A 23,618-nucleotide genomic window follows, 5' to 3' on the forward strand; every position below is an offset into this window, starting at 1 on the left:
CGCAGACCCGAACACGAAGAGCCCCGGCCGAAAGGCCGGGGCTTTTTCGTCGGTGACTCAGCCCGCCATGGCCCGCTCCAGCTCGGCAAACACCCGCGGCTCGCCGCATTGGCCGACATTGAAGCGCAGGTAATCGCCCGCGCCCTGGCTCAGCGAGAAGACGTTGCCCGGCGCCAGCACGACGCCGCGGGCCAGCGCCCGGCGGGAGATGTCGGCGGCATCCAGCCCGGCCGGCAGGCGCGCCCAGAGGAACATGCCGCCCGTCGGCACGAACGGCACGGTGAGGCCTGCCTCCGCGAGCCGCCGCACCACCCGGCCGCGCTGGTCGGCGAGCCGCGTGCGCAGCGCATCGAGGTGATGGCGGTAGCTGCCCTCGGCGAGGAAGCGGTGGATCGTGGCCGCCGCGAGATGCCCGTCGCTGAGGGCCACCGCGAGCTTGAGATCGACGAGGCGCTCGACCCAGTCGCCGCGCAACGCCACGACGCCGGCCCGCACCCCGGTCGAGAGCGTCTTCGAGAAGCCGCCGACATGGATCACCCGGTCGAGCCCGTCGAAACCGGCGAGCCGCGGCCCCGGCTCGACCTCGAAATCCGCATAGGCGTCGTCCTCGACGATCAGGGTGCCGTGCACCTCGGCGAGCCGGAGGATGCGGTGGACCACCATCGGGGTCAGCGTCGCGCCGGTCGGATTGTGCAGGCCGGAATTGGTCACGTAGAGCCGCGGCTTGTGCTCGGCGAGCACCTGTTCGAACGCGGTCAGATCGGGCCCCTCCGGCCCGAACGGCACGCCGACCATCCGCAGGCGGTGGGCGCGGGCGAGGGCCTGGAAGCTGAAATAGCAGGGATCGTCCAACAGCACCGTGTCGCCGGGCTCGGTGAGGAAGCGGAGTGTCAGGTCGAGCGCCTGCGTGGTCGAATCGGTGAGAACGAGCTGATCGGGGTGGGCGAGGATGCCGCGCTCGGTCAGGCGCCGCGCCATCAGCTGGCGCAACGGCGCGTGGCCCTGGGGGGTGTCGTAGAACAGAACCGCCTCGCTGCGCCGCGCCACCTGCCGCAGCGCCCGGCGCAGGGCCTCCTCGGGGAGCCAGTCGGGGGGGAGCCAGCCGCAGCCGGGCTTGAGATGGTCGGGCCCGGCCTCCAGCGATTGCCGGGTGATCCAGACCGGGTCCACCGCCCGGTCGAGGCGGGGGCCCAGCGCGGCCAGACTCAGCGGCTCGGCCCGGGCCGCGACGTAGAAGCCCGAGCCCGGCCGCGAGACGATGGCACCCTGCGCGGCCAGCCGATCATAGGCCTCGACCACGGTCGATTTCGACACCGCCATGCTCTCGGCGAAGGCCCGCACCGAGGGCAGCCGGGCGCCGGGCCCGAGCGCCCGGCTCTGGATGCGCGCCTCGATCGCCCGCATCACCGCCTCGACCCGGCTGAGGCCCGTCTCCCGCGGCAGCTCCGTCATGGACGTTCCTCCGAACCGTACCGCTCGATGTCCCGGACAGTTCATCGGAATTGTACTGCAATCGTCCCTGTCGGGACAGGGCGTGCGGCGGCATATCGGAGCCGCTTCCCGCAACCGACAGGAGAGACCCATGACCTTCACCGAAGACGTGTCCGCGCAGAGAGCCGGATCGCTCGCCTTCCTCGCCCGCCGCGTCCGCGATGCGGTCATCCTCGCCGCCGGTGCCGTGCTTGCCCTGCCGCTGATCGTGCCGTTCGCGTGAGCCGGCTCGGCGCCGCGGCCCTCGATGCGCCGACGGGCGCGCGCCCGAACGGCGCGCTCCTCGACGGGCTGATCGGCGTGGCGATCTTCAGTGGATCGCTCCCGGCGACGCGGCTCGCCCTCACCGGTTTCGACCCGCTGTTTGTCACCTTCGCCCGTGCGGCGCTGGCCGGCCTCGCTTCCGCGGCGCTGCTCGCCGCCGTCCGGCCGAAGCGCCCGGCGCGGGGCGAAATCGCCGCCTTCGGCGTGCTGTCCTTCTGCGTGGTGCTGGCCTTCCCGCTGCTGACGGCTTTCGCCCTGATGCGGGTCGAATCCGCCCACGCCATCGTCTTCATCGGCCTGCTGCCGCTCGCGACCGCCGGCTTCGGTGCGCTGCGGGCCGGCGAGCGGCCCACGCGCCGCTTCTGGCTGTTCGCCTGCCTCGGCAGCGCCATCGTCGCGGGGTTTGCCCTGCGCGGCGTCAGCCTGGAACCGGCCGATCTCCTGATGCTCGCCGCGATCCTGGCGGGCGGGCTCGGCTATGCCGAGGGCGGGCGTCTGTCGCGACGGCTCGGCGGCTGGCCGGTGATCGCCTGGGCGAACGTCGTGGCTCTGCCCCTGACGCTGCCGCTGGCGTGGTGGCTCGCACCGCCGGACGTGTCCGGAATACCGGCCGGCGCTTGGGCCGGGCTCGGCTACGTCGCGCTGTTTTCCATGCTGATCGGCTTCGTGTTCTGGAACCGGGGGCTCGCCCGCGGCGGCATCGCGGCGGTGGGCCAGCTCCAGCTGCTCCAGCCGTTTCTCGGTCTGGCGCTCGCCGCCCTGCTGCTCGGCGAGCGGATCGAGCCGGCCATGGTGATCGCCGCGCTCGCCGTGGTGGCCTGCGTCGCCGTCGCCCGCCGGGCGGCGTGAGGCGGCGCCTCACCCCTCGGTGCAGTTCGCCTGGTACAGGGTTTGCGCCCGCTGCATCGCCTTGAAGTCGGCGGGGCTCGCCGGGCTTCGCAGCTCCGGTCCCTCGGGCAGGCGCCCGAGGACGTTTTCGGCGAGGTAGGCGACGAAGGGGCGGGGCCCGGTATGAGTGCCCATGCGGTTGCGCAGATCGACGGTACCGCACACCGCCCCGGCCCGGCCCTTCCGCAGGCCGGCGATGCGGGCCTCCGGGTCGCGGAACTGGCGGCCGACCAGAGCGAGGATCGTGCCGGACGCGGCAGGCCCGACGACGGCGTCCGAGCCGTCGACGACGGATTGCGCCCGCGCCGCCGGGGGAGCGGCGAGGAGCAGGAGCGCCGCGAGGGCGGACAATCGGCGCATCTCAGCCTGCCTTGGCCAGAACTTCGATATCGCGGTCCATGCCGCTCTCGACCTTGAACTCGCGGGTGTAGACCTGCCCGTCATGGCGGGCGATCAGCACGTAATCGCCCTCCGCCAGGGTCACGGACGGGAACGCGCCGATCGCCTCGCGGATCGTGTCGCCGCCCGGCGTCAGCACGCTGAAGGCGGTGCCGGCGAAGGCCTCGGTGCCGGGGGCGGCGACGAGCTTCAGGGTCACGGTCGCGGCGCGGTGGTTCAGGGTCGCGTCGGTGACCTTGCCGGTCTCGACCTTGAGGTCGGCCCGCTGGATCGCGTTCGACTCGCCGTAATTCGAGACCACGTGGTAGACGCCCTCGGGCAGGCGCACGATCTCGCCGGCCTTGATGCCGCTGCGCACGAGGCGCCCTTCCGAGTTGGTGCCCGCCGGCACGAAGACCGAGAAGGCGAGCTGGTTGGGGGCGATCTTCTGGTCGCCGATGGCGCCCGACAGTTTCAGCGCGCCCGCCGCCACCTTCAGCTGCTCGCTCACCGGCTGGCCGGACAGCGTCACCCGCTTCGAGGCGCTGGCATAGCCGTAGGTCACGGTGGCGACGTAGGAGCCCGCCGGCAGCTTCAGGGTCGGGGCCGCCTCGTTCGAGCGGGCGACGATGACGGGCCGCCCGGTCTCGCCCTTGTCCTCGAAGATGCGCCAGTTCAGGCCCGAGCGCATCGGCTGATTGGCGCCGACGAAGCTCGCCGAGAGCGAGAGGTCCGACTCGGCCTCCGCGGCCGGCGGCGGCAGCATCGGCGCGGTGATGCCGGGGGAGGGCAGGCCGGGGCCGAACGGGTCCTGGGCCTGGGCGGCGAGCGGCATCGCGCCGAGAAGCGCGGTCGCGATCGCGATCCGGCACCCGCGTCCCATCGTCCTGTTCTCCCGCACGTGACCCTCGAACACGCCTCGGCTCTTGAAACCCGACCGTGGCGGCGGCAAGGCCAAATCACCTTCGGCCCGAGCCTGCGGATTGTCCATGACCTCCCTCGTGACCCATGAGATGCTGCGCACCCGCCGTTCGGTGCCGCCGATCAACCTCGACGGGCCCGGTCCCTCGGCGGAGGAACTCGACGCCTGGCTCGCCATCGCGGCCCGCGTGCCCGATCACGGCAAGCTCGCGCCCTGGCGCTTCCTCGTGATCGAGGGCGAGGCGCGCCACCGCCTCGGCGCGATCATCGCGAACGTCCACGCGGCGGATTTCCCCGAGGCGGATGCCAAGCGCCTCGACCTGGAGCGCCAGCGCCTCGCCCACGCGCCCTTGGTCGTGGCGGTGGTCTCCCGCGCCGGCCCCCATGTGAAAATTCCGGAATGGGAGCAGGTGCTGTCGGCGGGCGCCGTCTGCATGAACTTCGTCGTGGCGGCCAACGCCGCGGGCTACGCCACCGCGTGGCTGACCGAGTGGTTCGCCTACGACCGGCGCGTGCTCGACGCCCTCGGGCTCGATCCCGCCGAGCGGATCGCCGGCTTCATCCATGTCGGTCGTGCCCGCGAGGTGCCCGCCGACCGGCCGCGGCCGGACCTCGCCCAGATCGTCACCCGCGTATGAGCCCCGTCGCCGATCATCCCGATGATCGGCGAGAGCCTCCGCGACGGCGGAGCGGCGGATGTCCGCGTTCGAGCCACGCCAGATGAGGGCGCCCCGATGTATTACGAGGCCGATGCTCCGAGCCTGCCGCACAACCCGTTCAAGGCCATCGTCGCCCCGCGGCCGATCGGCTGGATCAGCGCCATGGACCGGGCGGGCCGGGTGAACCTCTCGCCCTACTCGTTCTTCAACGCGGTCGGGGGCGAGCCCGACATGGTGATGTTCTCCTCCGTCGGCCGCAAGGACGCGATCGCCTTCGCGGAGGAGGGCGGGGAGTTCGTGTGCAGCCTCGCGACGTTCGACCTCCGCGAGGCGGTCAACGCCACCTCGGCGCCGCTGCCGCGGGGCGAGAGCGAGTTCGGCTTCGCCGGCCTCACCCCGGCGCCATCGCGAAAAGTGCGCCCGCCGCGGGTGGCGGAATCCCCCGCGGCGATCGAATGCAAGTGGCTCCAGACCGTGCCGCTGGTGCCGCTGGACGGCTCGGCGCCCAACAACTTCCTCGTGATCGGGCAGGTGGTCTCGCTCTACGTCGATGACCGATATGTGAAGGACGGGCGGGTCGATACGGGGGCGATGCGCCCGATCCTGCGCGGCGGCTCTTTCGACTATTTCACCGCCGAACCGGAGACCCGGTTCGAGCTGCGGCGGCCCAAAGGCGGCGGCGGGTAAGGGCGGAGGCGGCCGAGCCCCCGCCCCGGCGGGCCCGGCGCGAAGCGCCGCGGATCCCAATGGCGCCTACTCGGCGCCCTTCTTGGCGTTGTTTTCCTTGCTCTTCTGCATGTGGGCGCGGCGGTTCTCCTCGAACTCGTCGACGGCGGCCGAACCCTTGTTTGAGGCGCCCGAGCCCGACTTGGCGGTCGCGGCCTCCGGCTTCGCGCTCTGGGCCTGCGACGGCACGGCGAGGGTGGAGGCGCCGGCCACGGTCGCGACGGCGAGCAACAGCTTGAAGGGATGCATCATCGTTCTTTCCTCCCTGTTGGGAGAAAATATAATGCAGTTTTCGCGAAGCATTGCAATGAAGTGTGTTGAACAATAATTCTTCGAAAACAATATTAATAAGTGCGTTATGTTGTAATTGCGCTGGCGATTGCCGCTTTGCCGAGGCGGATCTGCGTAAAATCCTGCCGTGATCGGCATTCCGGGTGTCCTGGAGCATCGGCCCGAAAGGTGGATACCGGCTTTCGGAAAGGCCGAGGCGGCGCAAAACATGGAGCATCGCCGCGGCGCGCCCGCGCAGGGAAGCGACCGGCGCGGACGATCTCACGCCACCGAGAGGCGTGCGCGGGCGGCGCTGGAAGAGGCCGGCCGCGCCTGGGTCTTGCGCCGGTACATCGCCGCGTCCGCCGCTTCCAGCAGGGCTTCGGCCGACGTGCCGTCGAGGGAGCTCCAGGCGGTGCCGACGCTGGCCCCGATCCGGGCCTCGTCGCGTTCCGTCAGGCGGATGGTGCCGAGAGCCGATTCGACGCGGGCGGCGAGGGCGCCGAGGAGGCGCGGGCTCGTGCACGCCTCGACCAGAACCACGAACTCGTCGCCGCCGAGGCGCGCGACGGCGTCGAGAGGGCGCAAGGTTCCTTCGAGGCGGCGGGCGACCTCGACCAGCAGGCGGTCCCCGACGGCGTGGCCGAGATCGTCGTTGATCGCCTTGAACCCGTTCAGGTCGAGATAGAGCAGCCCGACCTCCTGCGGTCGGCGGGCCAGCGCCTCGTCCAGACGGGCCAGCAGGGCCCGCCGGTTGAGGATTCCCGTGAGGGCATCGTGGCTCGATGCGTGGGCGAGGCGTGCGCCCTCGCGCCGCCCCTGCCGCACCTCGCGGTAGGCGAGGATCAGGCAGCATCCGGCCGGCAGCAGCATCACCGCCGCCGCCACGGCCCAGAGATGGACGGTGTGGCGCGCGGCGGCGCTCTGGCGCAGGGCGCTCCGGTCGATCGTCGCCTGCTCGACCTCCAGCAGCTGATTGATGTCGGCCCGGATCCTGTCCATCAGCCGCTTTCCCGTATCCTGAAGGACGACCGGCAACGCGGCCTCCAGCCCGAGGCGGCGGCGCAGCTCGATGGTCTGCCGCAACTCGGCGAACTTGGCGTGCGCCCCCTGATCGATGGCGGCGGTGACGGAGCGCGCGGCGTCGGCGTCGGCATAGTCCCGCTGCAGGGTGGCGAGGCCCTGATCGATCCGGCTCAGGGCCTCAAGGTAGGGCTGCAGGTACGCGTCGCGGCCGGTGAGGAGGAAGCCGCGCTGCCCGGTTTCCGCGTCCTGAATCAGCATCAGGGCCTGGATCAGATGGCGGGCGCGCAGGTTGCTGGCGATCTGCGCCTCCGTGTCGGCCTGCACCGCGGACAGATGGCGATAGATGCCGTAGCCGGTCCCGACGCAGAGTCCCGCGACCAGGATCGCCACGAGGACGATCTTGGTTTCGACATATCGGATGAACTTGCGTTTCATCGCCGCCGCCTTCCTCAGCGAATCCGGCATAACGCTCAAACGTAAATCGCTCCTATCCACCCAGCATCCGGCAAGACGATGCCGTCTGTCGCCGCGATTCAAGTCGAGCCGTCGGTCAAGGAGGTTCGGATAGATCTTGGGCCAATAGCGGTCTGGGCTTAGCGGTACGGTGTGTATTGATACGCTTCGTGCCAAATTCAGGCCGCTTCGTCAGCGCGAGAATGGCGTGAGCGCCCCCGGATCGCGGGCGATCAGCAGGTCGAAGCTGTCCCGCCCGGCCGCCGCGCCCGCGAGCCCGCCCGGTTCGAGGGTGGCGAAGGCCGTAACCCCCGCCGCCGCGGCCGCGAGGCGGACCAGGGCGCGCGCCTGGGCGACCGTCTCCCCGGCCGGATCCGTTCCGAGGCTCGCCGCCAGCGCTGCACCGTCGAACCCGAGCCCGTCGAGCCGCGGGCTCGCGCCGACGAAACCCCGCGCCTCCAGCACGCCGAGGGGATCGGCGATCGCCGCCAGGATGCGCAGCCGCCCGTCCGGCCAGCCGTGCTCGGCCTCGTGCACCGCGAGCCGGGCGCCCAGCGCCGCCACGTCGCGGCCGGAGCGGGCAGCGAGCAGAACCGCGTCGGGCGCCTCGGCGGGCAGCGGCGCGTCGGGACGATCGAGGGCGAGGATGAGCCGCTTGGGCCCGATCCGCCCGCGCAGCCCCGGCGGAAGCGGGCCCTCGACCACCAGCGCGTCCACCGCGCCCGCAACGCGCACCGCGTCCTCGGCCGGGCCGCGGAAGGCGAGGTGGGGTGTGCGGGATCGGGAACGGCAAGGTGCGGGGATCATTCAACGTTTCTTTACCATGCCGAGCGGAAAGTCCGATTTCGAGGGGCCGATCGCCGGCTCCCGCGGACCGCGTCATGTTCCTGTTCACCAATGCCCCCGTCGGCACGCGCGAGACCGGCCCCGCCGCCGTGTCGGCGCGCCCGGCGAATGCGGCGAGCGGCGAGGTGATCGCGGCCATCCGCGACGGGGCGCAGTCGAGCGGCGTCGGCTTCGATTACCTGCTCGCCACGGCGCAGCGCGAATCGAGCCTGAACCCGACCGCCAAGGCCGGCACCTCGACGGCGACCGGCCTGTTCCAGTTCATCGAGCAGACCTGGCTCGGGGTGATGAAGAACGCGGGCGCCAAGCTCGGGCTCGGCACCTACGCCGATGCCATCACGGCGCGCCCCGACGGCACCTACACCGTCGCCGACCCGGCGACGCGCCAAGCGATCCTCGACCTGCGCCGCGACCCGAAGGTGTCGGCGACGATGGCCGGCGCCCTGACCCAGCGCAACCGCGACGCGCTGGGCACCGCGCTCGGGCGCGAGCCCACCTCCGGCGATCTCTACGCCGCCCATGTGCTGGGCGCGCGCGGCGCCACGACGCTGATCAACTCGGCCCAGGGCAGCCCGGCGCGGGCCGCCGCCCTCGACCTGCCGGAGGCGGCGGCCGCCAACCGCAGCCTGTTCTACGACAAGGCCGGGCGCCCGCGCTCCTCCTCCGAACTCTACGCGCTGCTCTCGACCGCGACCTCGGGGGCGCCGACTCCGGTGGCGACCGCCGCGGGCACCGCCGAACCGCCGATGGCCTATGCCTCGCTGGACGGCGGCCTGCGCTCGCTGTTCCAGACCGACCGGCGCCAGGGCGCGATCTCGGAGGGCGTCGCCAAGATCTGGCAGGGCCGAAACGCGGGCGCCGCGGCGGCCCGGCCCGCGCCGACCTACTTCCCTCGCTCGGACGCGGCCGAGGACGTCGTGCAGACGGCCGCGATCCCGGACGCGGCCGATCCGGTCGTCTCGAGCCCGATCCTGGTGCCGCTGCCGCCGCGCCGCCCCGCCGGGCTCGGCCAAGCGGCGACGACGACCGCGAGCGCGGAGCCGAACCCCGCGGCGCTCCCGTCCAAGACAGTCTTCTTCGACCTGTCCTCCTACAACCTTCGGAACGGCCCATGATCCTCCGCCAGTTCCTCACCCTGACGCAGCACGCCTCCGCCGAGCGGCGGGCCGAGGCCGCGGGCACCCTGGCGCAAGCCTATCTCGACGGCAGCCTCGGCCCGGACGCGGCCTGGGAGGCCAAGACGGCGTTGCTGGCCCTCCTCGACGATCCGGCGCTGGCCGTGCGCCGGGCGCTGGCCGTAGCCTGCGCCGATGCGGCGGGCGCGCCGCGGCCCCTCGTGGTGGCGCTCGCCTCCGACCATCCCGAGATCGCCTGCTGCGTGCTCGCGCGCTCGCCCGTGCTGATGGATGCCGACCTCGTGGATTGCGTCGCCATCGGCTGCGAGACGACGCGTTCCGCGGTCGCTTCCCGGCCCGACCTGTCCAAGCCCGTCGCCGCCGCTCTCGCCGAGGTGGCGGGCCTGCCCTCCCTCACGGCGCTGGCCAAGAACCCGCTCGCCTCCATCGGCACCGCCGCCTTCCTGCGCATGGTCGAACGCCACGGCGAGGATGCGGAGTTGCGCCGCGCCCTGCTCGCCCGGCACGACCTCGCCATCGAGGTGCGCCACGCCGTGGTCGCCCTGCTGGCCGAGCAGCTCGCCCGCGCCGGCCAGGACGAGGGCTGGATGAATTCCGAGCGGGGCGCCCGCGTCGCCCGCGAGGCCCGCGATTCGGCCGCCCTCGCGCTGGGCGACGAAGCCGGCGAGACCGGTCTCGCCCGCCTCGTGGCGCATCTGCGGGTGCAGGAGCAACTCACCGCCGGGCTGATCCTGCGGGCGATCCTGTCGCTGCGCCTGCCCTTCGCGGAAGCCGCGCTGTCCGAACTCAGCGGGCTCAGCCGCGCCCGCGTCGCCGGGTTGATGTTCGAGCCCTACAGCGCCGGCTTCATCGCGCTCCATCGCCGGGCGGGCCTGCCGGCCCTGCTGCTGCCGGGCATCCAGGCGGCGCTGACCGTGTGGCGCGAGGCCGCCGACGGGCGCGGCGGCCCGAGCGGCCCGCGGCTCGCCCGCTCGATGATCGAGGCGGCGCTGACGGCCTGCGAGACCCTGCCCGTCGCCGAGGCCCGCGGGCTGGTGGCTTTGCTGTCCCGCTTCGAGGCCGAAGCCGCCCGCGACGAAGCCCGCCTCTTCGCGCAGGAGCAGATCGAGGCGCATGCCCGTGACGAGGCCGCCCGCCTGCTCGCCGCGCCCGAAGCCCTGCCCGTGACCGATACCTGGCCTGAGACGATGGCCGACGTTTGGGACTTGGCTGGGGGATCGACGCTGCCGGAGGTGATCGAACTGCCCGCGCCGGCGTTCGAGCCCGCGCCGGAGGTGGCCGATTCCGTCGTCGCCGTGGGAGAGATGTCCGAGCCGGAGCCGAGCGTGTCCGAGCCGGCTTTGCCGGATGCCGGCGCCGCCTGGCCGCTGGCGCCGCGGCCGGAGGAGCGACTCGGTGCGCCGGTCGTCGTCCAGGCGCCTTCCCGGACCACCGCCGAGGTCCCCTCCACGCTCACCGCCGAGGCGACCGAGACGCTGCTGGCCGGCCTCTCGGAGGCCCTGATGGCGAGCGTCCTCTCCGTTCGCTCGGGCCTCGCCGGACCCGAGGCGGCCCCCGAGGTTCGGCCCGAGCCGAAGCCGGCGGCGCGCCCCCGCGAGATCGCGCTCGCCGTCGCGGCCGGGATGATCCCGCAGGATCTCGTGCTCAGCTACCGCGCCGACCGCCGTCGCGAGCGTCTGGCGGCCTGACCGCTCAGGAGGGCGCCCGCGCGAGGTCGTGCACCCGCCGCAGGTCGGCGACGAAGGCCCGGTAGGCCTCCTCCTTCGCCGCGTCCGGCAGGCGCAGCAGGTAGGACGGGTGGACGGTGATGAACCCGCCGAACGGGCGGCCAAACGCCGCCGGCCCGCGGGCGCGGGTGATCGGGATCTGTTTGCCGGTCAGCGCCAGCACCGCGGTGGCGCCGAGTGCCACCACGAGCTTGGGGCCGACGAAATCAAGTTCCCGGTCGAGCCACCAGCGGTAATGGCTGACTTCGCCCGCGGTCGGCTTCTCGTGGATGCGGCGCTTGCCGCGCAAGCTGAACTTGAAGTGCTTGACGGCATTGGTGAGGTAGGCTTGCGACCGGTCGATGCCGGCCTCGTCCAGCGCGCGCGACAGCAACTGCCCCGCCGGCCCGACGAAGGGGCGGCCCTGCCGATCCTCCTGATCGCCGGGCTGCTCGCCGACGAAGGCGATGGAGGCTCCGATCGGGCCCTCGCCCAAAACGGCCTGGGTCGCGCCCGGCACCAGCGGCTCGGAGCGGGCGATGACGGCGTTGAGCGCCTCCAACGAGTCGGGTTCGTCCCGCGCCATCCGTTCCACCGCCCGGACGGGATCGCGCTTCTCCGGCATCGTCGGCGCCTTCTCGATCATCGCTTGCGCGCGGGCGCCCGCCGCCCGCACTAGGGCGGGAATCGTCGCGGTCTCCGGCATGTTCCGCCAGTACTTGCGGGGCATTTCGGCCCGCATGGCGTCGAGGTTGAGCCGGGCCGGGTTGAAGGTGCTCTCGTAATAGTCGCGCCAGCCCGCCTCGAACGCATCGCCCTCCGGCGCGTCCTCCCGCCGCCCCGGCGGGCCGAAGGTCAGTGCGCCGTCCCAATGGGCCGAGCCTTCCGGTGTCAGGATCGACCAGCGCAAATTCCGGAAGCGATCAACGAAGAACGGCGCCGCCGCTTCCAGGATGTGGTGGTCGGGCTCGAACCACGCGACGTAGCGCTCGGGCTCGTTCGGCACCCGGCGGAAGCGCAGGAAGGCGTGCATCTTGTGAAGGTCGCGGGCGATCCCCTTGCGCATCCGGTGGAGGCGGTGGACCAGCGGATCGCTCGCCACCTCCATCAGGGCGCGTTCGCCGTGGAGCACGCGCCAGATCAGGGCGTAGAGCAGGCCGTAGCGCTCGGGATCGCGGTGGGGGGCGACCATCGGGATCAGGTCGGTCACCGGGCGGGGCAGCGCCAGCGGCGGGGCGTCCGAGGGGGCGGGGTCGCTGCCGAACAGGCAGAGGGATTCGGTCTGCCAGACGGTTGCCTCGGGGGGCACGTTCGCGGCGATGAGGCTACGGGCGGCGGCGCGGAAGCCGGGCAGGTCGGCGCCGGGTGAAAGCGTGGCGACATGGATGCCGCGGCATTTCCCTCCCCCCTCTGCGGGGGAGGGTGGCCTCCGAAGGAGGTCGGGAGAGGGGAGCGACGCTTCCGGAGTGTTCAGGTCGAGGGCGGCCAAGCGGGACCGTGGTTCCCCTCTCCCGCCTGCTCCGCAGGCACCCTCCCCCGCGGAGGGGGGAGGGTTTTGGTGGTGCGACTCTCCCATCAGAACAGACTCAGCTGTTCCGCCGGCTCCGCGAGCTTCGTGCGCAGATCGAGCCGGTCGGTCAGCGTCGTCGGCCGGAAGTCCTCGGCGATCAGGAACGGCCGCGCCCGCTTCAGCCCCGAGGTCAGCCGCGCCACGTCGTCGAGGCGCAGGCGCGAATGGCGGCGCGCCTTGACGATGGCGTCGACCGCCCGCGCCCCGAGCCCCGGCACCCGCAGCAGCAGGGTCCGGTCCGCCCGGTTCACATCGACGGGGAAGAGGTGGCGGTTCTTGAGCGCCCAGGCGAGTTTGGGGTCGATGTCGAGGGCAAACATCCCGCCGTCGGCCGCGTTCGCGACGTCGTCGGGGGAGAACTCGTAGTACCGGATCAGCCAGTCCGCCTGATACAGCCGGTGCTCGCGCCTGAGCGGCGGGGCCTGCGGCGGCAGGGCGGAGGACGCGTCGGGGATCGGGCTGAAGGCCGAGTAATAGACGCGCTTGAGGCCGTAACTGCCATACAGGAGCGCGCTCTTGCGGATCAGCGCCTCGTCGGTGGTGGCATCCGCGCCGACGATCACCTGGGTCGATTGCCCGGCGGGCGAGAAGCGGCGCTTCTCCTCCTTCGCCTGGGCGATGCGCTCGCCGATCTGCCCCATGGCGCCTTCGATCGCCGCCCCGTCCTTCTCCGGCGCGAGGCGGATCAGGCCCTCTTCGGTCGGCAGTTCGAGGTTGATCGACAGCCGGTCGGCGTAGAGCCCGGCCTCCTCGATCAGCCAGGGGCTCGCCTCGGGGATCGACTTGAGGTGGATGTAGCCGCGAAACCCGTGCTCGCGCCGCAGCTTCTTGGCGACGCGGGTCAGCATCTCCATCGTGTAGTCGGGCGAGCGGATGATGCCCGACGACAGGAACAGCCCTTCGATGTAGTTGCGCTTATAGAACTCGACCGTGAGCGTCACCACCTCTTCCACCGAGAAGCGGGCGCGGGCGACGTTCGAGGAGCGCCGGTTGACGCAATAGGCGCAGTCGAACAGGCAGTAATTGGTCAGCAGGATCTTGAGCAGCGAGACGCAGCGCCCGTCCGGGGTGTAGGCGTGGCAGATGCCGGCCCCCGTGGTGGAGCCGAGGCCGTCCGCACCGGCCTTGCGCTTGGGCGCGCCGGACGACGCGCAGGACGCGTCGTACTTGGCGGCGTCCGCGAGGATGCGCAGCTTGCGCGCGAGTGTCTCGTCCATCGAACGGAAGATGAACACACCCGCGTGAGGATCAATGCGGCGCGTTGCCTTCCGCACCGGAAAACGCCTTCCCGAGGCCTCGCCCGGGAAGGCGCGAAGAATCAGCCCTGGGACAGCGTCTTGTCGAGCGTGATCTCGGCGTTGAGCAGCTTCGAGATCGGGCAGCCCTTCTCGGCGTTGCCGGCCAGCTCGTCGAACTTCGCCTGATCGATGCCGGGGATCACGGCCTTGAGGGTGAGGGCCGACTTCGTCACCTTGAAGCCGTCGCCGTCCTGCACGAGGGTCACCACCGCCTTGGTGTCGAGGGAGGTCGCCTTGAGGCCCGCCGCCTGGAGCTGGAAGGCCAGCGCCATGGTGAAGCAGCCGGCATGCGCGGCGGCGATCAGCTCCTCCGGGTTGGTGCCGGGCTCGTTCTCGAAGCGGGTGTTGAAGCCGTAGGGGTTGTCGGAGAGCACGCCCGACTGGGTCGTGATCCGGCCCTTGCCGGTCTTTCCGTCGCCTTCCCAGTGGGCGCTCGCGTGGCGGTCGGTCATGTCGTTGTCCTCGAAATCGGTTGCGGGCACATCCCGCATCGGGGGCGAGGTGGGGCGACGCGCCCGGAAGTCGAGGCGTTTCGATCTCACGGATCTTCCGGTGGATCGTCGAGTTCGGCTCCGATGACCGCGCGGGCGAGGCCGTAGGGGAAGCCCGCCCGCGCCATGGCGGCGAGATCGCGCTCGCGGTTCGCCTCCCGCGCGCCGGGCGGGCGGTGGGGGCCGAGGCGGCGGCGGCGGGCGTAGGCCGCAGCCGCTTGCCGCTCGGTGTCGGCCTCCTCGCCCGCATCCTCGCGCTCGTCGGTCATGACGGCCGAGATGGTGTCGGCGTCGATGCCCTTCTCCGAGAGCTTGGCCCGCGCCTGCCGGGTCGAGGCGCCGCGGCGGCGGAGCGTCGCGAGGCGGGCGGCGGCGAAGCGGACGTCGTCGATCAGACCGGCGCGCTGGGCGCGCGCCACCGTCTCGGCGATCAGCCCGGCATGGGCGTCCGGGGCCTCGTCGCGGGAGCGGCAGCGCCGGTCCACCCGGCGGGCCAGCACCCGGCGCAGCATCTCGGAGGAGGCGCCGTAGCGGTCGAGGTAGTGCAGGGCCACCCGCTCCAGCCACGCGGCGGTGACGGGCGGCTCGGGTCTTGCCTGTCCTGCGGGTCTTGCCTGTCCTGCGGGGCTGGCCTCCCGCTCCACTCGTCCGTCGTCACGACGATTGCGTGAACCCTTCGTCGCGATCATCCGTTCTTCACGGTCCTGCCTTGGTTGTCGTCGCATGCTTGTCGGATGGATCGCTCTGAAATGCGAGGGCTGCGCCACCGGGCAGTGGCCGTCCTGATGCGGCGCGAGTGGCTGTTCGTGCTGCTCGCCCTCGGCTTCGCGGTCGTCGCGGGCCTCGTCGTCTATTTCTCGCGTCCCACGCTCCTCACCGTCGCCGTCGGCCCCCGTGACGGCGTCGAGGCCGTCCTGATCGAGGCCTATGCCAAGGCGCTCGCGCGCAATCACGAGGACGTGCGGCTGCAGGTCACGCCCCACGACGACGTGCGCGACAGCGCCCAGGCCCTGCAGAAGAACCGCGCGGACCTCGCCGTGGTTCGCCCCGACGTGCTCCTGCCCGACAACGGGCTCACCCTCGCCATCCTGCACGACGAGGCGCTGATCGTCGCCGCCCCCGAGGCCGCCGAGATCGCGAGCTTCTCCGACCTCTCGACCCGGCGCCTCGGCGTGGTCGTGCGCCACGACGCCGACCTGCCCTTCGTCACGAACCTCCTCGACTTCTACGATTTCAAGCCCGCGGCCGAGGCGGAGATCGCGGGGGGCGAGCCGCTCGCGGCCGGCCGGATCGGGCTGGTGCCGCTGAAGGCGGGCGAGGTCACGCAGGCGCTGGAATCCAAGCGGGTCGATGCGGTGGCCGTCATCGCCAGCCCCACGGCAAAAGCGACCCTCGGGATGCTGCGCGCGGTCGAGGCGGCCTCGGCGGAGCGCAAGATCTCCTTCGTCGGTATACCGGACGGCAAGGCGATCACCCAGCGCCTGCCCGAACTCCAGACCATGACGCTGACCGCCGGCACCTTCGGCGGAAGGCCGAAGCGCCCGGAGGAGGATATCGAGACGGTCGGCGTGTCCTACCGCCTGATGGCGCGGGGCTCGGTGAGCCGGGTCGCGGTCGCCTCGGTGGTGCAGCACCTGTTCGAGTGGCGCTCGCGGCTGGCGGCGGTCGCCCCCGTCGCCAACGCGATGAAGCCGCCGGATTACGACACCACCGTCACGGCCACCAGCGCCCGCCTGCCCAACCACCCCGGTGCGGTCGATTATTTCGAGCGCGAGCAGCAGACCTTCCTCGACCGCTACGAGGACTGGATCTACCTGCTCGCCTTCTTCGGCGGCACGATCGGCTCAGGGGTGGCGTGGCTCGGCCAGCGGCTCGCCCGCAAGCGGCGCGAGCGCATCGACGTGGTGCTCGACCGCCTCCTCGACATCCTGGCCGAGGCCCGCGACGCCCGCGAGGTGGCCCAGCTCGACGCCCTGACCCGCGAGACCGACGCGTTGATCGCCGACGTGGTCCGCCATGCCCGCGAGCGCACCATCGACGGCCGGATGATCTCGGCGCTGATCCTCGCCATCGACGCGGTCAACGGCGCACTGGACGATGGGCGGCGCACGCTCGATCCGGGCGCCGACACGGGCGGCGGGGGACGCTCGCGCACCGCGCGGCTGCTGTCGCTGACCTTGCCCGCCGCGGAATAGACGCCCTTCGCCTCACGCCTCCGTGGCGGGCTCGGCCCGGTCTTCGCCCAGCATGAACCGGTTCCGGCCGCGCCTCTTGGCGGCGTAGAGCGCGCGATCCGCCTCCGCGATCAGGTCCGCGGCCGGTATGACCGTGCCCTCGGGGCGCCGCGCGGCGCCGATGCTGATCGTGGCGACACTGATGCCGTCGGCGCGGGCCGGATGGACGATGGCGAGCGCCTCGACCGCCTTCCCGAGTTGGCGGGCGCAGCGCGCCAGCGCCAACTCGCTCGCATCGTCCCGGATCAGGAAGGTGAACTCCTCGCCGCCGAAGCGGGCGCAGAAGGCATCGTTGTGCCGGGCGAAGTCCGCGAAGGTCTCGGCGATCCGCCGCAGGCAGTCGTCGCCGGCCGGATGGCCGAGCGCATCGTTGTAGAGCTTGAAGTAATCGATATCGATCATCATCAGGGCCATCGGGCCCGGCCGCGCCAGCCATGCATCCAACCGCTCCGCGAGGTGGCGGCGGTTCGGCAGGCCGGTCAGGGCGTCGGTGTGCGACAGGTTCTCGAACTCGCGCCGGGAGGCGTCGGCGCTCTTGGCCCGAAGCCCGGCATCCAGCGTCGCGAGGTAGTCGCCGCAGCGCCGCCGCTCCATCACGTAGTTGGCGTAGAGGCTGAAGATGCAGGCTGTGGTGATCTGCACCGCGAAGGCGGCCTGGAGCGCCGGGGGGAGATCGGCCTTCGTGCCGAGGGCGAGCAGGGTGACGCCGAGCGCGCTCCCGGTGAAGGCGACCGCGTGCTGGAAGCGCAGCGCCAGCAGCATGTTGGCGAAGACGATCGTCAGGGACAATTCGCCGAAGGTGAACAGCCCGAACGGATCGTGCGTCATCCAGAACAGGGAGACCGGGATCAGATAGGCGTTGAGGATGCCCACGAGCACCGAGCGTTCGGTCCCAAGCGGCGGCGTCCGCCCGATCAGCCACGCGAGACCGAGGGAGACCGGCGTGACGAGCCCGACGCGGAGCGCCACCGACAGCCAGAGGATATCGGGCAGCAGGACGATGCTGGTGAAGTTGAAGACGTTGTAGAGGGCGATCCCGACGAGGATGGCCGAACGCAGCTCGGCGGTCCGCCGCGCGCCGTGCTCGGCATCGTAGAGATCCCGGATCGGGGCCGCCAGACGCAGCCAGCGGTCGAGCGCCGGTTTCCCGCCGAGATCGTAGAAGCGCTGGATCGCGAGCGCCGGCATCGTTCCGTTCCCCTTTACCGGAGGGACGTAGCGCCGATGCTTTTAGCTTTTGCTAATGTGACGTTCGCAAGACGAACGTCTTCATTCGGCCTGTCGGTTCGATACAGTACCGAGTTCAACAAACGGCAGTGTCAACTCGAAGCATCGGCGGATGAAGGCACTCGCCGCCTGCCGGGCGGTCGCGCCTCGCATCGGCCATCTTGCCTGCGCGGCCAAACTAAGGAGCGAGAGCCGCCGGCCCGATGCCATCCGAACGGATACGGTTCTCGCGCATCATCTTTTTCCGAAAGCGGGACTCCACCTTTCGGGACGATGCGTTCGCTCCTTGTGCCGCATCGTCTTTTTCCGAAAGCCGGAAACCACCTTTCGGGAGGATGCTCTAACCCACGCCGACCGGATGCTTCACCACGAACGGCGTGCGCATCGTCACCAACTCCTCGCCCAGCGTCGGGTGAACCGCGATGGTTCGGTCGAAATCGGCCTTGGTGGCCCCCATGGTCACCGCGATGCCGACCGCCTGGATGATCTCGCCCGCATCCGGCCCCAGCACGTGGACGCCGACCACGCGGTCGCTGGCGCGCTCGACGATCACCTTCATGATGACGCGCTCGTTGCGGCCCGACAGCGTCGCCTTCATCGGGCGGAAGCTCGCCTTGTAGACGTCGATGTCGCCGTAGCAGCCCCGGGCCACATCCTCGTTGTGGCCGATCACGCCGATCTCCGGGGTCGAGAACACCGCGGTGGCGATCAGGCGGTGATCGACGCACCAGGGCTTGCCCCCGAACACCGTGTCGGCGAAGGCGTGGCCCTCGCGGATCGCGATGGGGGTGAGCGCGGCGCGGCCCGTCACGTCGCCCACCGCGTAGATCGAGGGAACGGAGGTCCGCGAATCCGCCTCCACGGGAATCGCGCCGCGCTCGTCCAGGGTGATGCCGACCCGATCGAGGCCCAGGCCCTCGACGTTCGGGCGCCGGCCGGTCGCCACCAGCACGCAATCGATATCGAGGCGCTCGCCATCGTCGAGCGTCGCCCGGATGGCGCCGTCATGGCGCTCCAGCCGCTCGACGGTGCGCCCGAGGCGCAGGTCCATCCGCTCGGCATAGGCCTCGCCGAGCGCGGTGGCGATCTCGGGATCGAAGCCGCGCAGCAGGGTCTTTCCGCGGTGGAGCAGGGTGGTCTTGGTGCCGAGCGCGGCGAAGACGCCCGCGAACTCGACCGCGATGTAGCCGCCGCCGACCACGAGGATGCGCGCGGGCTGGGTCTCCAGATCGAACACGCCGTTCGAGTCGAGGGCCAGTTCCGCGCCGGGGATCAGCGGCTCGTGGACCGGGCTCGCCCCCACCGCGATCAGGATGAATTTCGCGCGCACGCGCCGGTCCGAACGGCCGAGGCGGACCGTGTGCGGGTCCTCGATGACGGCGCGTTCCGCCACGACCTCGACGCCGGAGCCCGCGAGGTTGCGGCCGTAGATGCCCTCCAGCCGGGCGACCTCGGCATCGCGCGAGGCCTTGAGCGCCGCCCAGTCGAAGCGCGGCGGATCGAGGTGCCAGCCGAAGCCCGCGGCGTCGGCGAACTCGTCGGCGAAGCGCCCGGCATAGACCATCAGCTTCTTGGGCACGCAGCCGCGGATCACGCAGGTGCCGCCGACGCGGTACTCCTCCGCCAGCATCACCCTGGCGCCGTGGCCGGCGGCGATCCGCGCCGCCCGCACGCCGCCGGAGCCACCGCCGATCACGAACAGGTCGACGTCGAAGCTGTCGCTCATGGGATTCTCACTCGTTCGGTGCAGGCCTGGCCATACAGGCCGCGCGCAGCCATGTCAGGGCGGCGCCCAGCCCCGCGGTCCACCAAGCCTGCCATGCCCCGTGCTCGACGAACATGATGGCCACCGCCGCGCCGAGAAGGCCCAGCGCGGTGGCAAACAGGATGCGCGGCAGGGCGGCGGCGGCCTGCAACCCGAGAAACGCCGCCAGACTTCCCAAAACCGCACCGACGAGGCCGAGTTCGGCCCAGATCTGCAGGAAGCTGTTGTGGGGGTGGCCCACCGCCAGCATCGTGCGCATCTCCGGCGCGAAGTCGGCCACCGCCGGCACCTCGGCGAAGCGGAGACCCGTGCCGTAGCCGGAGCCGATCAGCGGCGCCTGCGCCACCGCCGCGCCGAAGCTCTGGGCGATGGCGACGCGGGCACGCGACGAACTCAGGGTCAGCCGCTCGTGCGCCGCCTCCGGCATGACATGGGCGAGGATGTCGCCCTCGACCGGCGCCAGGGCGAAGGCGAGGAAGAGGATGAGGGCGGACGAAGCGATGCCGATGCGCTTGGGCGCGAGCCACGCGACGAGGAACAGCCCGGCACCCGCCAGCATCCCCATCGTGGCCGCGCCGCTGATCGAGCGCAGGACCGCGAAGGCCGTCACCGCGAGCAGCGCCAGGGCGGGCAGGCGCCGCCCGCGCAGGGCGAGGATCGCCGCGAGAGGTCCGGCGAGCAGCACCGCCGTCAGCAGCGGCCGGTTGAACATGAAGAGCGCCGCCCGCTGCCCCAGGGCCTGCTGCAGGGCGAGGTCGGCGGCGAGGCTTCCCGCGATGAACAGGCAGGCGGCGGCCAGTCCCACGGCGGCGAGCGCAGGTCCCCAGGTCGGCATCCGCCCCGGCGCGAGCCGGATCAGCAGGAAGGCGGGGATCACGGCCAGGACGAATTCCGAGAAGACGCGCGCCGACAGGCCGGGGAAGGGGCTCCAGGCGAAGGCGGCGAGGCACCAGGCCAGGAAGGCGAGCGCTGCGAGCCCCAGCGGCGCGGCGAGCGGGCGCAGGATCAGGCGCAGGGCCTCGGCACCGTGTTCGGCGATGGTGCCGGCGAGGAACAGGAGCGCGGCGATGCCCGCGACCAACGGGCTCGACCGGTTGGCCAGCGCCATGATCACCGGCATCAGCGCCAGCGCGACGGTGCCGGCGGCGTCGAGCCGTGCCGCTGCGGCGGACCTCACTGGAGCGAGTGGCCGCGCTTGCCCATCTCGGCCCGGGTGCGGACCATGATGTATTCCGAGACCTCCTGGGTCCAGTCCTGCATCGCGCCGACCATGTCGTCGAGGATCTGCGGCTGGGTCTCGACGTAGCGCTTGCCCGCGGGCGAGCGGAAGAAGGCGATGATCTCCTTCAACTCGGCCTCGCTCAGGCGCTTGGCGTAGATGCGCGCCGCAATTTCGATCAGCCGGTTCTTCTGCAGCGCCATCTCGGGTTCGAGGTTCTTGAGCACCTCGTCGAGGTCCTTGCCGAGATCCGGGCGGGTCACCGCGTTCTTGCGGATCTGGTCGGCCATGGTCGGGATGATCGAATCGAACGAGCGGCTCATGCCCGAGCTCAGCATCACCTCGCGGGCGAGCGCCAGGTGAGAGGGGGTGATCTCCGGCTCGGCCGGCGGCTGCGGCGTGGCCGTGCCGGGCTTGGCGGTCGGCTTCTGCGCGGGAGCCGGAGGCTTGGCGGCCTGCGCGAGCGCGGCCTGGGGCGCGCTCAGGCCGAGGACGAGGCCGGCCAGGACGGCGAGACGGGGCAGCATGCGGACAGGGCTCCGAAGGATGCGAAGGACGGCAGGCGCCGACCAGATCACGGGCGGCGAGAGCGCGTTCCGACGAAGCGGATACCGGTTCGTCGAGAGATGGCGCGGTGAAACACGGGCTTAGAGCCGCTGGCCTGACGTCGTCAGGTCATCGGCGCTCAGGACGATGACGCGGGCTTCCGAACCGGAGGCCTCGGCGAGGTAGGCGGTGTCGGCGATGCCGAGGAACAGGCCGTGCTCGACCACGCCGGGCACCGCCCAGAGCCGGGCCGAGAGGCCTTCCGGATCGGGGATGGCGCCCAGATGCGCGTCGAGGAGCGCGTGGCCGCCATCGGTCAGCAGCGGCTCGCCCGCGGCGTCGAGCCGGCGGGTGAGGGGCTTGCCGGCGCAGCCGCTCTCGGCGAGCGCCTTCTCCACGGCACGCCACGTCGCGCCGAAGCCGAAGACGTTGACCTCGATCGGCAGCGGGAAGGCGCCGAGGGTCTCGACGCGCTTGGCCGCGTCGGCGATCACCACCATGCGCCGGCTCGCCATCGCGACGATCTTTTCGCGAAGAAGCGCGGCGCCGCCGCCCTTGATCAGCCGCAGGTTGGCATCGACCTCGTCGGCCCCGTCGATGGTGAGATCGAGTTCGGGCAATTCCTCGAGGGTGGCGAGCCGGATGCCCTCGCGCTCGCAGGCGATCCGGGTCGCCTCCGAGGTCGGCACGCCGATCACGTCGAGGCCGGCGCGTACCCGGTCGCCCAGCAGGGCGATGAAGGCGGCGGCCGTGCTGCCGGTGCCGATGCCGAGCCGCATGCCGGGCTCGACCAGTTCGAGCGCGCGCGCGGCGGCGGCGCGGCGCAGATCGGGCGCGCTCACGAGACCCTCTCCGGAAACCGATGCGTCATGGGCGGATGGCCCCGCTTCGTCGCGTGTTGAGACGGGCAGGCCCCTAGCACGCCTCCCCGCCGCGGCAAAAGCCGGAGCGAGCGCGGTTCTACGGGTCTCGCCGGCTCGTGACCCGTCTCAGGGCCGACCCTGGCCGCCGCTCTGCCCGCCCTGCGGCGGCGTCGCGCTCGGGCCGGCGCGGCCCGGCGCCGGTCCGGTCGCCGCCGCGCCCGCGCCGCTGGCGGTGCCCGCGGGCGGCGGGCCGGCCTGCTCGGTGCAGACCACCAGTTCCTGCCGGATCTGGACGTAGCAGGCGCTCATCGTGCCGGTGCGGAGGTTGACCCGGTAGATGCCCGACTCGCGGGCGTGGCGGGAGGCGATCAGCCCGTATTCTCCCGGCGTCTGCGGCCCGGCCCCTTCGCCGGCGGCGAAGCACAGGGTGACGCCGACGCTGTCGTCGCGCAGGCCGTACTGGCACGAGGTGACCTCGCCGGTGGCGCGGTCGATCCGGTAGATCCGGTTGAGATCGACGGCCGGCGCGGCGACGAACTCGTAGGAGCCCGCGGCGCGCGCCGCCCCCGTCGAGGCGAGCGCCGCGACCAGCGCGCAGCCGGCGAGATGGGCGGGGGAGAGGGCCGGAGGGAGGCGCATGGGCAAGCCGGGGTGAGGAGCGGGGATAACGGGGACAAGTCGGAGTTCGTCCCGGCGCCATCAGACGCCGTCTCCATGGCGGAGCTTGGGCGAAACGTGAAGATCGGGGGCGGCAGGAACGCAACAGCGGCGCGCGCGCTAACGCTCGGTCAACCGTCGGGGTTGATCGTCGGGGAGACGACCGCTAGCCAGCTTGACAGTGTATCGATTTGGGACGCCGATGACCGTTCTTCCCCCGATCGCCGTGTTCGATCTCGACGGAACCCTCGCCGAGACCGCGGGCGACCTCGTCGGCACCCTCAACGTGATCCTGGCCCGCGAGGGGCACGCGCCGCTGCCGCTGGAGCAGGCCCGCGATCTCCTCGGCGCGGGCGCCCGCGCCCTGATCCAGCGCGGCTTCGCCGCGGCGGGGGCGGAACTCGGCGCCGAGCGCCTAGAAGTCCTGTTCGAGGCCTTCCTGGAGCATTACGGCGCGCATCTGGCCGACAATTCCCATCTCTTTCCCGGCGTCGTCGCGGCCCTCGACCGGCTGGAGGCCGAGGGCTTCGTGCTCGCGGTCTGCACCAACAAGGTCGAGGCGCACGCCGTCGCGCTGCTGGAGGAGCTCGGCGTGCGCGACCGCTTCCCGGTGATCGTCGGTAAGGACACCTTCGCCTTCTCCAAGCCCGACCCGCGCCACATCACCGCGACCATCGCGCGGGCCGGGGGCGATCCGACCCGCGCCGTGATGGTCGGCGATTCCCGTGCCGACGTGGCCGCCGCCCAGGCCGGCGGCATCCCGGTCGTCGGCGTCACCTTCGGCTACACGCCGGTGCCGATGCGCGAACTCAAGCCCGATTGGACCATCGAGCATTTCGACGAACTGGTGGACGCGGTCGCCGCGCTGGTGCCCCATGCCTTTCAAGCCGCGGTGAAGCCCGCGGCTTGATTCTTCGCTTGGCCTCAAGCGCCGGCAGCCGCGTCTTCAAACTTGGCCTCAGGCGCCGGCAGCCGCGTCCGCGG

24 protein-coding genes are annotated in these 23,618 nt (G+C 71.7%); 8 read left to right on the forward strand and 16 right to left on the reverse strand.

Annotated elements, in window-relative coordinates:
• Positions 1-57 precede the first annotated feature (57 nt).
• Complete coding sequence (locus tag BM140_RS02920; RefSeq protein WP_091941837.1) at positions 58-1,452, reverse strand: aminotransferase-like domain-containing protein; 1,395 nt, start codon at positions 1,450-1,452, stop codon at positions 58-60.
• Positions 1,453-1,582: 130 nt separating this feature from the next.
• On the opposite strand from BM140_RS02920, the gene BM140_RS26535 reads away from it, so the two are divergent.
• A complete protein-coding gene (locus BM140_RS26535; RefSeq protein ID WP_280142577.1) occupies positions 1,583-1,714 on the forward strand; it encodes a hypothetical protein in 132 nt (43 codons plus the stop codon).
• Positions 1,715-1,782: 68 nt separating this feature from the next.
• The gene (locus tag BM140_RS02925) at positions 1,783-2,604 is read left to right on the forward strand and encodes a DMT family transporter (protein WP_244535298.1); all 822 of its coding nucleotides are present in this window, start codon (positions 1,783-1,785) and stop codon (positions 2,602-2,604) included.
• 9 nt (positions 2,605-2,613) lie between these two features.
• Here the strand turns inward: BM140_RS02925 and BM140_RS02930 are convergent, their stop codons facing one another.
• Positions 2,614-3,003 carry a hypothetical protein gene (locus BM140_RS02930; RefSeq protein WP_091941839.1) on the reverse strand — a complete coding sequence of 130 codons (390 nt, stop codon included), beginning with the start codon at positions 3,001-3,003 and terminating at the stop codon, positions 2,614-2,616.
• Position 3,004: 1 nt separating this feature from the next.
• Positions 3,005-3,904, reverse strand: coding sequence for a hypothetical protein (locus BM140_RS02935; protein ID WP_091941841.1), 900 nt, complete (start codon positions 3,902-3,904; stop codon positions 3,005-3,007).
• Between the two features lie 106 nt (positions 3,905-4,010).
• On the opposite strand from BM140_RS02935, the gene BM140_RS02940 reads away from it, so the two are divergent.
• A complete protein-coding gene (locus BM140_RS02940; RefSeq protein ID WP_091941843.1) occupies positions 4,011-4,580 on the forward strand; it encodes a nitroreductase family protein in 570 nt (189 codons plus the stop codon).
• Positions 4,581-4,676: 96 nt separating this feature from the next.
• On the forward strand, positions 4,677-5,288 hold the full coding sequence (locus tag BM140_RS02945) for a flavin reductase family protein (RefSeq protein ID WP_091942651.1): 612 nt from the start codon (positions 4,677-4,679) through the stop codon (positions 5,286-5,288).
• A 66-nt stretch (positions 5,289-5,354) separates the two neighbouring features.
• On the opposite strand, the gene BM140_RS02950 is transcribed toward BM140_RS02945, so the two are convergent.
• The 3 genes from BM140_RS02950 to BM140_RS02960 form a co-directional block, all read right to left on the reverse strand.
• Complete coding sequence (locus BM140_RS02950; RefSeq protein ID WP_091941845.1) at positions 5,355-5,579, reverse strand: hypothetical protein; 225 nt, start codon at positions 5,577-5,579, stop codon at positions 5,355-5,357.
• A gap of 300 nt (positions 5,580-5,879) precedes the next feature.
• Positions 5,880-7,058, reverse strand: a complete 1,179-nt coding sequence (locus BM140_RS02955) for a diguanylate cyclase domain-containing protein (RefSeq protein ID WP_165616383.1) — start codon at positions 7,056-7,058, stop codon at positions 5,880-5,882.
• A 210-nt stretch (positions 7,059-7,268) separates the two neighbouring features.
• The gene (locus BM140_RS02960; RefSeq protein ID WP_091941849.1) at positions 7,269-7,883 is read right to left on the reverse strand and encodes an aldolase/citrate lyase family protein; all 615 of its coding nucleotides are present in this window, start codon (positions 7,881-7,883) and stop codon (positions 7,269-7,271) included.
• Between the two features lie 74 nt (positions 7,884-7,957).
• Here BM140_RS02960 and BM140_RS02965 point away from each other — a divergent pair, with 74 nt between their 5' ends.
• Complete coding sequence (locus BM140_RS02965; RefSeq protein ID WP_091941851.1) at positions 7,958-9,037, forward strand: transglycosylase SLT domain-containing protein; 1,080 nt, start codon at positions 7,958-7,960, stop codon at positions 9,035-9,037.
• On the forward strand, positions 9,034-10,746 hold the full coding sequence (locus tag BM140_RS02970; protein WP_091941853.1) for a DUF2336 domain-containing protein: 1,713 nt from the start codon (positions 9,034-9,036) through the stop codon (positions 10,744-10,746). Before BM140_RS02965 ends, BM140_RS02970 begins: the two co-directional genes overlap by 4 nt.
• Before the next feature lie 4 nt (positions 10,747-10,750).
• Here the strand turns inward: BM140_RS02970 and BM140_RS02975 are convergent, their stop codons facing one another.
• The 4 genes from BM140_RS02975 to BM140_RS02990 all read right to left on the reverse strand — a co-directional run bounded on the left by BM140_RS02975 (position 10,751) and on the right by BM140_RS02990 (position 14,635).
• Positions 10,751-12,151 (reverse strand): UdgX family uracil-DNA binding protein, encoded by a 1,401-nt coding sequence (locus tag BM140_RS02975; RefSeq protein ID WP_244535299.1) that lies wholly within the window; start codon positions 12,149-12,151, stop codon positions 10,751-10,753.
• A gap of 188 nt (positions 12,152-12,339) precedes the next feature.
• A complete protein-coding gene (locus BM140_RS02980) occupies positions 12,340-13,551 on the reverse strand; it encodes a putative DNA modification/repair radical SAM protein (RefSeq protein WP_091942653.1) in 1,212 nt (403 codons plus the stop codon).
• A gap of 101 nt (positions 13,552-13,652) precedes the next feature.
• Complete coding sequence (locus BM140_RS02985) at positions 13,653-14,084, reverse strand: OsmC family protein (protein ID WP_091942654.1); 432 nt, start codon at positions 14,082-14,084, stop codon at positions 13,653-13,655.
• Between the two features lie 86 nt (positions 14,085-14,170).
• Entirely contained in the window at positions 14,171-14,635 is a 465-nt protein-coding gene (locus BM140_RS02990; protein ID WP_091942656.1) for a RecX family transcriptional regulator, read from the reverse strand.
• A 273-nt stretch (positions 14,636-14,908) separates the two neighbouring features.
• Between BM140_RS02990 and BM140_RS02995 the strand changes: the two genes are divergently transcribed.
• Positions 14,909-16,318: a TAXI family TRAP transporter solute-binding subunit gene (locus tag BM140_RS02995; RefSeq protein WP_091942658.1), complete on the forward strand. Its 1,410-nt coding sequence runs from the start codon at positions 14,909-14,911 to the stop codon at positions 16,316-16,318.
• A gap of 12 nt (positions 16,319-16,330) precedes the next feature.
• Here BM140_RS02995 and BM140_RS03000 read toward each other — a convergent pair whose 3' ends face one another.
• From BM140_RS03000 to BM140_RS03025, 6 genes are all read right to left on the reverse strand, one after another.
• The gene (locus BM140_RS03000) at positions 16,331-17,545 is read right to left on the reverse strand and encodes a GGDEF domain-containing protein (RefSeq protein ID WP_091941857.1); all 1,215 of its coding nucleotides are present in this window, start codon (positions 17,543-17,545) and stop codon (positions 16,331-16,333) included.
• A gap of 379 nt (positions 17,546-17,924) precedes the next feature.
• Positions 17,925-19,310 (reverse strand): glutathione-disulfide reductase, encoded by a 1,386-nt coding sequence (gene gorA, locus BM140_RS03005; RefSeq protein ID WP_091941860.1) that lies wholly within the window; start codon positions 19,308-19,310, stop codon positions 17,925-17,927.
• A 7-nt stretch (positions 19,311-19,317) separates the two neighbouring features.
• Positions 19,318-20,469: an O-antigen ligase family protein gene (locus BM140_RS03010; protein ID WP_165616392.1), complete on the reverse strand. Its 1,152-nt coding sequence runs from the start codon at positions 20,467-20,469 to the stop codon at positions 19,318-19,320.
• Between the two features lie 53 nt (positions 20,470-20,522).
• Positions 20,523-21,095 (reverse strand): DUF2059 domain-containing protein, encoded by a 573-nt coding sequence (locus tag BM140_RS03015; protein ID WP_091941862.1) that lies wholly within the window; start codon positions 21,093-21,095, stop codon positions 20,523-20,525.
• 120 nt (positions 21,096-21,215) lie between these two features.
• Positions 21,216-21,956 carry a ribose-5-phosphate isomerase RpiA gene (rpiA, locus tag BM140_RS03020; protein ID WP_091941864.1) on the reverse strand — a complete coding sequence of 247 codons (741 nt, stop codon included), beginning with the start codon at positions 21,954-21,956 and terminating at the stop codon, positions 21,216-21,218.
• A 147-nt stretch (positions 21,957-22,103) separates the two neighbouring features.
• Entirely contained in the window at positions 22,104-22,616 is a 513-nt protein-coding gene (locus BM140_RS03025; RefSeq protein ID WP_091941866.1) for a hypothetical protein, read from the reverse strand.
• Between the two features lie 220 nt (positions 22,617-22,836).
• On the opposite strand from BM140_RS03025, the gene gph reads away from it, so the two are divergent.
• Positions 22,837-23,544: a phosphoglycolate phosphatase gene (gene gph / locus BM140_RS03030; protein WP_091941868.1), complete on the forward strand. Its 708-nt coding sequence runs from the start codon at positions 22,837-22,839 to the stop codon at positions 23,542-23,544.
• Positions 23,545-23,618 lie beyond the last annotated feature (74 nt).

Source organism: Methylorubrum salsuginis (genome assembly GCF_900114375.1).
In the GTDB taxonomy this organism is placed as follows: domain Bacteria; phylum Pseudomonadota; class Alphaproteobacteria; order Rhizobiales; family Beijerinckiaceae; genus Methylobacterium; species Methylobacterium salsuginis.